An 11,850-nucleotide genomic window follows, 5' to 3' on the forward strand; every position below is an offset into this window, starting at 1 on the left:
GCAGGATTGCTCAACGCCTCGGTGCATGATCGGGCTATGATCGGCCGATATGAACCGGATGCCCAACGCCCCATGTCTGTTGATCTGCAAGCTCTCTACCCGAAACTGATCCACCTGATGCTGGATACGGTCTTTGTCGTCGACGGTGACAGCCAGATTGTCTTCGTCAGCGATGGCTGTGAGGCCCTGCTCGGCTACCGTGCCGACGAACTGATCGGCACCCTGATCACCCACTACATGCACCCTGAAGACCTGGCGCGCACCCGGGCCTCGATTGTGCGGGTCATGAATGGCCAATCCCATGTCGACTTCCGCAACCGCTACATACGCAAGGATGGCAGTGTCGTGCACATCCTGTGGGCGGCCTTCTGGTCCCAAGAAGTGCGCGCGCGCATCGGGGTCGCACGGGACGTGACCGCGCTCACCCAGGCCGAGGAAGAACTGCGCTTCCTTGCCCATCATGATCCGCTGACCGCCCTGACCAACCGGTCACTGTTCAATGATCGGCTGGACCGCGCCCTGCACCTAGCACAGTCCCACAACCGCAACTTGGCGTTACTGTTTCTGGACGTCAATGATTTCAAGGGCATCAACGATGTGCATGGCCATGCCATGGGCGATCGCGTGCTGTGTGTGATTGCCCGACGGTTGGAACGCTGCGTGCGCGAGAGCGACCTGGTGGCGAGGATGGGCGGTGATGAGTTCACGGTGCTGCTGACGGACATCCCGTCGCGGGAGGCTATTTCTGCCAAGGTGGTGCAGATACTCGCGGTCATGGCCGAGCCGCTGGGCCCAGAGTTTGGCGGGGTAGTGATGCCGTCCTGCAGTATCGGCGTGGCGGTTTATCCCCAGGACGGAGAGGACGCCGATAGCCTGCTCAGCCATGCGGACGGAGATATGTACCGGGTAAAAAGGCGCCGATTTGCGGCTGAGTGACAAGGCGGGGTTTCGCATCGGGCAGGTCGGTCACCCGCCCAATGCAGAACCCCTCGGACGCTTATAGTCGACAGGCATTGACCGGCGGTACCCGACCGCGCCAGGGCTGGGCCCGCTCCAACTGCCCCGCGAGGGCAAACAAGGTACTTTCTTCGCCAAAGCGCGCGGCGAAATGAGCGCCCATCGGCAAGCCGGCAGCGCTCCAGTACAACGGCACTGACATCGCCGGTTGCCCGCTGGCATTGAACAGTGCCGTGAACGGCGAGTAGCTGTGGAACTGTTCAATCAGATCTTCCAGGCTCAGACGGTCGTCTTGCAGGTCCAGCTCACCGATTGGCACCGGCTCGCGTGCCAGGGTCGGCGTGAGGATCAGGTCGTAATCCTGCATGAACACCGCCAACTGCCGACCCAAGGCATGAATCCACTCCACGGCCCCCGCGTACTGCGCACCACTGACATCGCCCTTGCTGCGCAAAATGATGCGGGTGCGAGCTTCCAGCTCTTCAGGCTGCACAGCGAAACCGCGCATCTGGCCCAACACATCAACATAGTGGCGAGTACTTGCACCAATGATGGTGAAGACCTGATCAAGAAACGTCGGCAACACCACCGGCAAGCTGACCGGTTCAACGCGGTGGCCCAGGGATTCACACAACCTGGCGGCCTGGCGCACGGCTTCCACACTTTCGCTGGAAGTCGGCCAAGGCCCGAGGTGCTCAACCAGGGCGATGCGCAGCGGCCGGGGATCACGCTGCAGCGCGGTGACATAGGGCTGTGCCTGCAGCGGCGCAGCATAAGGTGCGCCCAGGTCGATCCCGGCCGTGGCATCCAACAGCGCGGCGCTGTCACGCACCGACAAGGTAATCGCATGGGGGGTGCCCATGCCGGCCCAGCCCTCGCCGATCATCGGCCCGGACGGCAACAGCCCACGGCTGGGTTTGAAGCCGAACACCCCACAGCAGGACGCCGGCACGCGCAAGGAACCGCCGCCATCGTTGCCATGGGCAAACGGTACGACGCGCGCCGCCACCAAGGCTGCCGCGCCGCCGCTGGAACCGCCGGCACTGTGGCCGATATTCCAGGGGTTGCGTGTGGCGCCAAAGCGGTTGGACTCGGTGGAGTACGACGTGCCGAACTCGGGTGAGGTGCTGGTGCCGAGAATCACACACCCGGCACGACGGATACGGCTTACATGTTCAGCTTCAAAGTCAGCGCGAGCGCCTCCCAACGCCTGCGAGCCATTGGTCATCGCCGCGCCGTTAACCGGTGAAAACAGGTCCTTGATCAAGGTCGGTACCCCGGCAAACACACCGTGGCCGGGGCGCGATGCGCGTGCCGACTGCCGCGCCGAATCGTAAAGCCGCTCGGCCACCGCGTTCAGCTGCGGTTCGACCCGTTCGATACGCTCAATCACCGCTTCCAGCAGCTCGCCGGGCTGCACCTCACCGCGCCTGACCCATTCGGCCAAACCGGTGGCGTCCTCGCTGTCCAGCAGGTTGTGGATGTCCATGTTCGTCTCCTATTGATTATGAATGACTTGATCCGAATGCCTGGGTCAGCGCTTTGCGCCGTGCTTGCAGGCCTGCCAGTGCCCAGGCCAGGGCCGAGGCAAAACTGGCACAGGCCAGCCACAGGATTGAACGACGTACGTCACCCGAGTAAACGCTGAGCAAGGCCACCACCAGCGGGCTGACAAATTGACCGAAATACAGAAACGCCGTGAACCCACCCAAGCCGCGCCCACGGGTTTTCGCGCTCAGGGCATTCATCACCGGCGCCATCGCGTTGGGCACCAGCAGCCCGGCGCCCAGGCCATGGATCAGCACTGCCACAAACACCATGCTGTAGCTCGGTGCGCGCATCAGCAGCCACAATCCCAGGCCCAACAGGCTCAGCAACAGCGCATTGCAGCCGGGGATACCGATGCGTCGGCGCAGCAGCGGCCAGGCTAACGAACCACCTAGGGTCGCCAGCAGACTGCCCCCCGCCGACAGCCCGATCATCGTGCTTGAAGTAATGCCGAGGCTGACGAGTAAAACCGGCGCCTGGATCGGCACGATAAAACTCAGCACCATCCCACTGAGGATCAGCAGATAACCGAGCACCAGGGGCAGCACGGCCACCCTGCCCTGTTCAGCCACCTCGGCGGGCTGGCGAGCGGCGGCGGGCTCCCACAGCACCTTGATCATCATCGGCACCAACAACAGTGGCAGCAGGTACAGCAGGAATGGCAGGCGCCAGGAGTGTTCGCCCAACGCGCCGCCCACAACATAGAACAGCGAGCCGACCAAACCGATGGTGACCACCTGCCGGTTGATGTAGCGCAACCGCTCCTCGCCGTGCCAATAGTCGGCAATCAGCGTGGCGCAACAGGTCATCACCGCAGCCTCCGCCGCACCGAACAATAGGCGCACGCCGACGATGGCGGGCAAGTTATCCAGCAGCGCCGGGATAGCCCCGAGCACGGCATACAACAGGGTGGCGATCACCAGCAACGCCTTGCGCCCGACCCGGTCGGCCAACCAGCCGGCCAGCGGCGCGCACAGCGCAATCGCCAGTGCCGGCCCGGTGACCGCCAACGGCACCAACAAGTCGGCACGCGGTTCCAGCGCACCGAACTCGGCGCCCAGCTTGGGCAGGATCGGCGCCACCATGGCCGCGCCCATGATGGTCAGGCTGCTGCCCAGCATCAGCACCAGCCCTTCACGGCGCCCGGTGGCTTGCCGTGGTGATGGGGAATCGGAATGTGATGAGTTCATGGCCAGCCCCTTAGAAACTTTGAGAAATGCGCAGCGCCACGGTGTAACCCTCGGCACGGTTGCGGGCATCGGTTTCCTTATAGGCATGCAGCCACACGGGCGGCAGGCCGGGCTTGAAGTAACTCACTGCAGGACCGACAGCCAGCACCCGCGCGCGGTTGCCCGATTGCAGCCCGGGCGCGTCGTCATCGCTGAACTGGCGGTAGTAATAGCCACCCAGGCCCAGAGTCCAAGGCCCCACGTGCTGGCCCACGGCAAACTCGTGACGGTACTCGACACCGTTCTTGTAATCGGTCGCGGGGTTACGGGTATTGACGTCGACTTCAAAGCTGGAAGAAACCTCGAAGCCACTGTCGGTGATGTAGGTGGCGTTGACGATCGGCGAGAACGTCCAGTGATTGAGCCCTGGAGAAATCAAACGATTCTTGTCGTAGTCACCGGTGGGCGTCTGGATCTGCAACTGCGTGTTGATAAACAGATTCGGCGACAGGTTCCACTGCAGGATCACCGGCAACAGTTGCACGTCGGCCATTCGAAACGGATCGGCCTCCAGGCTCAGCGGCCCCACCGGCGTCTGCACCTTGACGGAAGCGTCCATCTTGAAAAACGGCACCACGGCGCCGAAACCATAGGTGGCGCCCAATACGGTGTAATCGGTCATGCGCATATAGGCAACGCCGATGGACAACACATCCAGTGAGAAGTGGTTGTCGACAGCGCGCCCTTGGCGATCCTTCTGCACGTTGGCCGAATAGAATGCCGTGCGCAGCCCTACAGTTCCGAAAGGCGTGGCCGGCGGCATCATCCCTGCGCCAAAGTCATAGACACCGACGGCCGTCGTCGGCGCACCGTTCTCGGTGGCCTGGACACTGGCGCAGCAACCCAGCAGACCCAGGGTGAACAGCGTCATGCGTGCGGCGCTTGCGTTATTGTTATGAATCATCGAATGCCCCTCCCATCAAGTGGTGTGGGCCATCCTAGTAACGCGCGACGTGAGCCGGTTATCCGTTTTCAGCAGAGTTGCGTGCGGCGCAGGGTCTGTGAAGGGCTTTCGCCAAACAGGGTGCGGTAATCGCTGGAGAACCGGCTCAAATGCCAGAAACCCCAACGCGCAGCCACTTCCTGTACGCCATGGGCCTGGGTGCTCGTTCGCAGTTCGCGGCGCACTGCATTGAGGCGCAGTGCACGCAGATAAGCCACCGGGTTGATGCCCAGGGTTTCCTGAAAACAGTATTGGAGTTTGCGCCGGCTGGCGCCGATGTGATTGCACAGATCGAGGATCGACAGCGGTTCGTCGAGGTGACTCAACGCGTACTCGCGGGCGCGGTCGACCATCCTTTTGCGCGCCGTGGGGTTGAGGGGTGGCGCCTGGTCCGGCGCGATCAACTCCAGCACATGCAGCATCACCGCATCGCGTATGTCGCGCCGGATCGAATCGTGCCCCAGCACGGCATCACGGCCCTGATCGCAGCCTGCCAATTCATCGAACAACGCCGCGAGGTCACGTTGCACGGATGAATGGCCCAAGCGGTAACACTTGGGAAGATCGGTAATTCGAAACTGACTGCGTTGACGCTCCAGCACATGTTCGAGTGCGTGCTCTTCGATGGCCACGCCGAGCAGATCCAGGTGCTGTGGGGTGTGCAGGTCGGGAAGATTTTCACCGTGGGCCACCAACAGGCTGGGCTCGTGGATCGGGTGCCCCGAGCAATACACCGGGCCGTTGGCACTCAAGGGAATACTGAAGGTAATTGCACCTTTCCAGGCCACGCCACGTTTGACCATGGCCTGATTAGAGCGGTCGCGCACCAGTTGCATCCAGTCCGAACGGAACGCCACCAACTCACCGGTAAAGGGGCCGGGGGATAACTGATCGTAGCGAACCTGCCAGCCGTCCATATTGCGCGCGTGTTCGTCGATGTCACTGGTCAGAAAACGCTGGAGGGGTAGCGTCGGTGCAAGCACCACCGAGGCCACAGGCGTCAGCACATTATTATTGTTCATTGACCCAACCTTTTTCAGTTGCAAGGCTTACAGGTCATATCGCACGCAAGTTCCATTCCGAACCCAGGGCAGCTCGTGCAGGTGTGCCGAAAACGGATAGTGAGGATTGGCGGCCGCGATACCTTCAACGGGAAAATACGTTCACCTATTAATGAAATATTGGCGCGTTCAAGGCTTGATGTTTTTCAGCTCATTGAGCAAGCCCAGCAACTGCTCCATTTTCTCGGCGCCAAACTGCTCTTCGATTTTCTGGTAGTTGCTTTCCATGCCCTCGCTCATGGAGACGAAGCATTGCTGGCCGCGCTCGGTGAGGCCCACAAATACCCGGCGTTGGTCCTGGCTGGACTTCTGCCGACGCACCAGGCCGTCGCGCTCCAGGCGGGTCAGCACACCGGTCATGCTCGGCTTGAGGATGCAGGCCTGCTGGGCGAGCTGATGGCTTTCGAGTTCGCCCTGCTGGCGCAGGATGCGAATGACCCGCCACTGTTGCTCAGTCAGTTCATGCTTGTTCAGGGCCGGGCGGAAGAAAGCCATTGCGGCTTCACGGGCTTGCAGCAGGGTCAGTGTCAGCGAAGGTCTGGGGTTGGCCATGACGGCACCACTTGAATGGGCGAGTCGGCAGCTTAGTGTCGCCGGCCAGCGGCTGCAAGCGGCGTTGGCGCTGTGAAAAGTACAATCGGTTCCGCGTAAAAGCCATTCTGTCGCGGCGCGCCGATGCGCATGATGATCCCTACAAGATCAACAAGACCAAGGCGCGAAGCCCCTATGCCTGGCTCAACGCAACCCCGATTGGCGCTGGCGGTACTCCCCCGGCGTGAGCTGTGCGTAACGCTGGAAAAAACGACTGAAATAGGCCGGGTCCTTAAACCCCAGCTGATAGCAGATCTCGTTGGCCGAGCTGCCGGTAAACAGCAGCAGGCGCTTGGCTTCCTGCATCAGGCGCTCCAGGATCAGGCGCTTGGACGGCAAGTCGGCAATACGTCGGCATACATCGTTGAGCCGTGCTTCTGTCACCCCAATGCCCTGGGCATACCGCGACAACGGCCAGTGTTGCTGATAGTGCACTTCGATCAGCTCATTGAAGCGGTGGAAGATTTTCAAGTCTTCGTGCCTGGCGGGCGTGGCTTTCAACGAGTGGGAGCACAGCCGCAACAGGCTGATCATGATCAACCGCGTCAGGCTGTCCAGGGCCGCGCTGCGCCCGGAACGCTGGGCTTTCACTTCTTCGCTCAGTTCCTCGAACAGATAATCCAAGCGGCGGATATCCCCCGCGTATTGCGGCTCCAACTGCGCCAGGGCGACACACGCGGCCGGCAATTGCGCACCGGCCGGTGCCAGGCTGGCGTCGGCTTCGATCAGTTGCCACACCAGCTGCTGACGCACCGTCAGCACGTGCCCGTCACTGTCGGCCTCGGTCACAAACGAGTGCGGGACCGTGGGTGGCGTGAGGAAGAACATCGGCCCGGATTCGACGTATTGCTGGTCGTCCAGGTACACGCGCACGGTGCCGCTTTTTACGTAGTGAACCTGGAAAAACCGGTCATGCCGGTGAACGGGCATGTTGCGCCCGAAGAAATCCGCCAGGTTCGCCAGTTTGTCGTAGTGGACTTCAGCGTCGCTGTAGCGCTGGTCGTACACCTGGCCAATGTTGATGTTCGGGATGGGTTGACGGTCGCTCATCGCACGCTACTCGTTTTTATTGTGATTGCTGCAGTGCAGCAGCACTCATCCTGCACCGATTTGGGCGGCACAACCACCGCACAAACAGTCTGCCACCCTTGACGATAGTTAACATCTTAATTATAACTGTTAACACATTAACTAAATACAGGGCCCCCACGGCTCTGCCAGGAGAAAGCATGAGCCGCGCCTTGCATGACGTCGCGACTGGCACCCTTTTCGGTGTCGCGCTGAACTACCAGGGGCTGCTCAAGCAGCGCCTCGCCGAGTTCGAACAGCCGCCGTATCAGAAACCGCCGGTCAAACCGGTGCTGTTCATCAAGACGCCCAACACCCGCAACCAGCACGGCGCCGAGGTGGTGCATCCAGGCCAGGGCGAACGCTTGCAGCCTGGGCCGGCATTGGGGGTGGTGATGGGCAAGAGCGCCAGCCGCGTCAGCCCGGCCGAAGCCCTCGATTACGTGGCTGGCTACACCCTCGTCAATGAGTTCAGCCTGCCGGAAGACAGCTACTACCGCCCCGCCGTCAAAGCCAAATGCCGCGATGGTTTCTGCGCCATCGGGCCCGAGCTGATACCCACGGCGCAGGTCTCGAACCCGCACAATCTCGCGATCACCCTGTACGTCAACGGCGAGATTCGCCAGCAAAACACCACGGCCAACTTCGTGCGCAACATTCCATTGCTGATCGCCGAGATCAGCGAATTCATGACCCTGCACGCGGGCGATGTGCTGATAACCGGCACTCCCGAAGGCCGGGTGGATGTGCAGCCTGGCGACACCGTGGAGGTCGAGATCAGTGGCCTGGGCCGCCTGGTCAATCACATCAAGGCGGAGGAGCTCTCATGAAACACGCCCGTATTCGCTTTGAAGGTGAAGTCCATTCGGTACAGGTCGAAGCTGAAAACGCCGTACGCCTGGCTGACGGCCGCCTGCTGGCCGAAGACCAGGTGCAATGGCTGCCACCGGCGACCGGCAGCATGTTCGCCCTGGGCCTGAACTATGCCGACCACGCCGCTGAACTGGCTTTCAAGCCGCCGACCGAACCGCTGGCCTTCATAAAGTCCGTGGGCACGTACACCGGCCACAACCAGGTGACCTGGCGCCCGGATAACGTCGCCTACATGCACTACGAGTGCGAACTGGTGGCCGTCATCGGCAAGCCGGCGCGCAACGTCAAGCGCGAAGACGCCCTGGATTACCTGGCGGGCTACACCGTGTGCAACGACTACGCCATTCGCGACTACCTGGAAAATTACTACCGGCCCAACCTGCGCGTGAAAAACCGCGACGCCACCACGCCTGTCGGCCCGTGGATCGTCGATGTAGCCGATGTGCCGGACCCAGGCAACCTGAAACTGCGCACCTGGATCAACGGCGAGCTGCGCCAGGAAGGCAGCACCCAGGACATGATTTTCGACATTCCCTACCTGATCGAATACCTGTCCAGCTTCATGACCTTGCAACCCGGCGACATGATCGCCACCGGCACGCCCGAAGGCCTGGCGGACGTCGTGCCTGGCGATGAAGTGATTGTGGAAGTCGAAGGCGTAGGCCGCCTGGTGAACCGAATTGTCAGCGAAGCGGCGTTCTTCAGCGCCCGTAAAGAGGCTTGAGCAGCATGATCAAACATTGGATCAACGGCCGTGAGGTCGAAAGCAAAGACGTGTTCGTCAACTACAACCCGGCCACCGGCGAAGCCATCGGCGAAGTGGCCAGCGGCGGTGCCGAGGAAGTCGCGCAAGCCGTGGCCGCTGCCAAGGAAGCCTTCCCGAAATGGGCCGGCACCCCGGCCAAGGAACGTGCGCGCTTGATGCGCAAGCTAGGTGAACTGATCGAACAGAACGTGCCGCACCTGGCCGAACTGGAAACCCTCGACACCGGCCTGCCGATCCACCAGACCAAAAACGTATTGATTCCCCGCGCCTCGCACAACTTCGACTTTTTCGCCGAAGTCTGCACGCGCATGGACGGCCACAGCTACCCGGTCGATAACCAGATGCTCAACTACACCCTGTACCAGCCGGTGGGTGTCTGCGCGCTGGTCTCGCCGTGGAACGTGCCGTTCATGACGGCCACCTGGAAGACCGCGCCGTGCCTGGCCCTGGGCAATACCGCCGTGCTGAAAATGTCCGAGCTGTCGCCGCTGACCGCTAACGAACTGGGGCGCCTGGCGGTGGAGGCCGGGATTCCAAAAGGCGTGCTCAACGTCATCCAGGGTTACGGCGCGACTGCCGGTGACGCCCTGGTGCGCCACCCCGATGTCCGCGCGATTTCATTCACCGGCGGCACCGCCACCGGCAAGAAAATCATGCAGACCGCCGGGCTGAAGAAGTACTCCATGGAACTGGGCGGCAAGTCGCCGGTGCTGATCTTCGAAGACGCCGACCTGGAACGTGCCCTCGACGCCGCGCTGTTCACCATCTTCTCGCTCAACGGCGAACGCTGCACCGCCGGCAGCCGGATCTTTATCCAGGAAAGCGTGTACCCGCAGTTCGTCGCCGAGTTCGCCGCGCGCGCCAAACGCCTGATCGTCGGCGACCCGCAAGACCCGAAAACCCAGGTCGGCTCGATGATCACCCAGGCCCACTACGACAAGGTCACCGGCTACATCAAGATCGGTCTCGAAGAAGGCGCCACCCTCCTCGCCGGTGGCCTGGAGCGCCCGGCCAACCTCGCGGCGCACTTGAGCAAAGGCCAGTTCATCCAGCCCACGGTGTTCGCTGACGTGAACAACAATATGCGCATCGCCCAGGAAGAGATCTTTGGCCCGGTGGTGTGCTTGATCCCCTTCAAGGACGAAGCCGAAGCGCTGCAACTGGCCAACGATACCGAGTACGGCCTGGCGTCGTACATCTGGACCCAGGATATCGGCAAGGCGCATCGTCTGGCTTACGGCATCGAAGCCGGCATGGTGTTCATCAACAGCCAGAACGTGCGGGACTTGCGCCAGCCATTCGGCGGCGTGAAGGGCTCCGGCACCGGCCGTGAAGGCGGCCAGTACAGCTTCGAGGTGTTCGCCGAGATCAAGAACGTGTGCATCTCGATGGGCAGCCATCACATTCCACGCTGGGGCGTCTGAGCAACACCCGAAGCCCCTAAGAAAACAACAACAATTTCAGGAGAATCATCATGGGCGAAGTCGTCCTGGCGGCGAAAATCTGCCACGTACCCTCGATGTATTTGTCGGAGCTGCCTGGCAAGCACCACGGCTGCCGCGAAGCGGCGATTGCCGGGCACAAGGAAATCGGTCGGCGCGCCCGCGAGCTGGGCGCCGATACCGCCGTAGTGTTCGACGTGCACTGGCTGGTCAACAGCGCCTATCACGTCAACAGCGGAGAGCACTTCAAAGGCATCTACACCAGTAACGAACTGCCGCACTTCATCAAGAACATGGCGTACGAATACCCCGGCTGCCCGGAGCTGGGCGAGCTGATCGCCGCCGAGGCCAACGCCGCCGACGTGCGCACCCTGGCCCACAACATCCCGAGCCTGGAACTGGAATACGGCACCCTGGTACCGATGCGCTACATGCACATGGGCGTACCGGACGAGCAGACATTCAAAGTCGTTTCGATTGCCGCCTGGTGTGCCTGGCATCGCCTGCAAGACAGCTTCACCTTCGGCGCCGCCGTGCGCCGGGCCATCGAGAAGAGCGACCGCAAAGTCGTGGTGCTGGCCTCGGGGTCGCTGTCGCACCGTTTCTCCGACGACCGCAATGCCGAAGCCAATATCCATAACTGGACGCGCGAGTTCGACAAACAGGTCGACCTGCATGTGGTGGAACTGTGGCGCCAGGGCCGCTGGAAAGAGTTCTGCGCCATGCTCCCGGACTACGCCGAGCATTGCTTTGGCGAAGGCAAGATGCACGACACCGCCATGCTCCTGGGTTTGCTCGGCGGGCCGGACTACGACAAGCCGGCCGAGATCATCACCGCGCCTTTCGGTAGCTCGGGCACCGGGCAGATCAACGCCATTTTCCCTGTTTGACCGCATGGCCGCGCGGCATCCCCGCGCGGCCTGAAGGAGCCGTTCATGCCCCACTTCATCGCTGAATACACCGACAACATCGAACAGCAGGCAGACCTGCCGGGCCTGTTCGAAAAAGTCCACGCCAGCCTGGGCGACAGCGGCGTGTTTCCCCTGGGCGGCATCCGCAGCCGTGGCGTGCGCCTGGACACCTGGCGCATGGCCGACGGCAAGCATGACTACGCCTTCGTGCACATGACGTTGAAGGTCGGCCATGGCCGCGACCTGGCGACACGGCAGCACGTCGCCGAGCGCCTGTTCGAGGTCATCACCCAGCACTTCGCCGATCTTCAGGCCCAGCGCCTGCTGGCCTTGTCGTTTGAAATGATCGAACTGCACGAGCAACTCAACTTCAAGCAGAACAACGTGCATGCGTTCCTCAAGGCGCAGGTCGGTTAAGACACCCTGCCCGTTCACACCCTCGGCCTCTCAGATAAAAAGTA

Annotated in this window: 12 protein-coding genes; 6 read left to right on the plus strand and 6 right to left on the minus strand. The window is 61.8% G+C overall.

Annotated elements, in window-relative coordinates; all coding sequences use genetic code 11:
- Nucleotides 1-72 precede the first annotated feature (72 nt).
- Complete coding sequence (locus tag HCF10_RS04190; protein WP_145337172.1) at nucleotides 73-936, plus strand: sensor domain-containing diguanylate cyclase; 864 nt, start codon at nucleotides 73-75, stop codon at nucleotides 934-936.
- Between the two features lie 61 nt (nucleotides 937-997).
- On the opposite strand, the gene HCF10_RS04195 is transcribed toward HCF10_RS04190, so the two are convergent.
- The 6 genes from HCF10_RS04195 to hpaA form a co-directional block, all read right to left on the minus strand.
- Entirely contained in the window at nucleotides 998-2,446 is a 1,449-nt protein-coding gene (locus tag HCF10_RS04195; protein ID WP_167654943.1) for an amidase, read from the minus strand.
- A gap of 16 nt (nucleotides 2,447-2,462) precedes the next feature.
- Nucleotides 2,463-3,695, minus strand: coding sequence for an MFS transporter (locus tag HCF10_RS04200; RefSeq protein ID WP_167654944.1), 1,233 nt, complete (start codon nucleotides 3,693-3,695; stop codon nucleotides 2,463-2,465).
- Nucleotides 3,696-3,705: 10 nt separating this feature from the next.
- Nucleotides 3,706-4,638, minus strand: coding sequence for a SphA family protein (locus HCF10_RS04205; protein WP_131698841.1), 933 nt, complete (start codon nucleotides 4,636-4,638; stop codon nucleotides 3,706-3,708).
- 68 nt (nucleotides 4,639-4,706) lie between these two features.
- Complete coding sequence (locus tag HCF10_RS04210; protein ID WP_167654945.1) at nucleotides 4,707-5,699, minus strand: helix-turn-helix domain-containing protein; 993 nt, start codon at nucleotides 5,697-5,699, stop codon at nucleotides 4,707-4,709.
- Between the two features lie 168 nt (nucleotides 5,700-5,867).
- On the minus strand, nucleotides 5,868-6,290 hold the full coding sequence (hpaR, locus tag HCF10_RS04215; protein ID WP_074845908.1) for a homoprotocatechuate degradation operon regulator HpaR: 423 nt from the start codon (nucleotides 6,288-6,290) through the stop codon (nucleotides 5,868-5,870).
- A gap of 183 nt (nucleotides 6,291-6,473) precedes the next feature.
- Entirely contained in the window at nucleotides 6,474-7,379 is a 906-nt protein-coding gene (gene hpaA, locus HCF10_RS04220) for a 4-hydroxyphenylacetate catabolism regulatory protein HpaA (protein ID WP_131698843.1), read from the minus strand.
- A gap of 179 nt (nucleotides 7,380-7,558) precedes the next feature.
- Between hpaA and HCF10_RS04225 the strand changes: the two genes are divergently transcribed.
- The 5 genes from HCF10_RS04225 to HCF10_RS04245 are packed head-to-tail and all read left to right on the plus strand — an operon-like array spanning nucleotide 7,559 to nucleotide 11,806.
- A complete protein-coding gene (locus tag HCF10_RS04225) occupies nucleotides 7,559-8,227 on the plus strand; it encodes a fumarylacetoacetate hydrolase family protein (RefSeq protein WP_053139649.1) in 669 nt (222 codons plus the stop codon).
- On the plus strand, nucleotides 8,224-8,994 hold the full coding sequence (locus HCF10_RS04230) for a fumarylacetoacetate hydrolase family protein (RefSeq protein ID WP_092488325.1): 771 nt from the start codon (nucleotides 8,224-8,226) through the stop codon (nucleotides 8,992-8,994). The genes HCF10_RS04225 and HCF10_RS04230 overlap by 4 nt, the downstream gene beginning before the upstream one ends.
- A 5-nt stretch (nucleotides 8,995-8,999) precedes the next feature.
- The gene (gene hpaE / locus HCF10_RS04235; protein WP_167654946.1) at nucleotides 9,000-10,460 is read left to right on the plus strand and encodes a 5-carboxymethyl-2-hydroxymuconate semialdehyde dehydrogenase; all 1,461 of its coding nucleotides are present in this window, start codon (nucleotides 9,000-9,002) and stop codon (nucleotides 10,458-10,460) included.
- A 50-nt stretch (nucleotides 10,461-10,510) separates the two neighbouring features.
- Nucleotides 10,511-11,368 (plus strand): 3,4-dihydroxyphenylacetate 2,3-dioxygenase, encoded by an 858-nt coding sequence (gene hpaD, locus HCF10_RS04240; RefSeq protein WP_167654947.1) that lies wholly within the window; start codon nucleotides 10,511-10,513, stop codon nucleotides 11,366-11,368.
- A gap of 45 nt (nucleotides 11,369-11,413) precedes the next feature.
- Nucleotides 11,414-11,806 carry a 5-carboxymethyl-2-hydroxymuconate Delta-isomerase gene (locus HCF10_RS04245; protein WP_131698845.1) on the plus strand — a complete coding sequence of 131 codons (393 nt, stop codon included), beginning with the start codon at nucleotides 11,414-11,416 and terminating at the stop codon, nucleotides 11,804-11,806.
- The last annotated feature ends 44 nt before the right edge of the window (nucleotides 11,807-11,850 follow it).

Origin of the sequence: Pseudomonas sp. B14(2022) (assembly GCF_012030485.1) — a bacterium.
Classification (GTDB): domain Bacteria; phylum Pseudomonadota; class Gammaproteobacteria; order Pseudomonadales; family Pseudomonadaceae; genus Aquipseudomonas.

Excerpts from the sequence above, each read along its gene's own strand:
- HCF10_RS04200 (WP_167654944.1), bottom strand. The coding sequence starts at position 3,695 with ATGAACTCATCACATTCCGATTCCCCATCACCACGGCAAGCCACCGGG.
- HCF10_RS04190 (WP_145337172.1), top strand. The coding sequence starts at position 73 with ATGTCTGTTGATCTGCAAGCTCTCTACCCGAAACTGATCCACCTGATG.
- HCF10_RS04195 (WP_167654943.1), bottom strand. The coding sequence starts at position 2,446 with ATGGACATCCACAACCTGCTGGACAGCGAGGACGCCACCGGTTTGGCC.
- hpaA (WP_131698843.1), bottom strand. The coding sequence starts at position 7,379 with ATGAGCGACCGTCAACCCATCCCGAACATCAACATTGGCCAGGTGTAC.
- HCF10_RS04230 (WP_092488325.1), top strand. The coding sequence starts at position 8,224 with ATGAAACACGCCCGTATTCGCTTTGAAGGTGAAGTCCATTCGGTACAG.
- HCF10_RS04225 (WP_053139649.1), top strand. The coding sequence starts at position 7,559 with ATGAGCCGCGCCTTGCATGACGTCGCGACTGGCACCCTTTTCGGTGTC.
- HCF10_RS04205 (WP_131698841.1), bottom strand. The coding sequence starts at position 4,638 with ATGATTCATAACAATAACGCAAGCGCCGCACGCATGACGCTGTTCACC.
- HCF10_RS04245 (WP_131698845.1), top strand. The coding sequence starts at position 11,414 with ATGCCCCACTTCATCGCTGAATACACCGACAACATCGAACAGCAGGCA.
- hpaR (WP_074845908.1), bottom strand. The coding sequence starts at position 6,290 with ATGGCCAACCCCAGACCTTCGCTGACACTGACCCTGCTGCAAGCCCGT.
- hpaE (WP_167654946.1), top strand. The coding sequence starts at position 9,000 with ATGATCAAACATTGGATCAACGGCCGTGAGGTCGAAAGCAAAGACGTG.
- hpaD (WP_167654947.1), top strand. The coding sequence starts at position 10,511 with ATGGGCGAAGTCGTCCTGGCGGCGAAAATCTGCCACGTACCCTCGATG.
- HCF10_RS04210 (WP_167654945.1), bottom strand. The coding sequence starts at position 5,699 with ATGAACAATAATAATGTGCTGACGCCTGTGGCCTCGGTGGTGCTTGCA.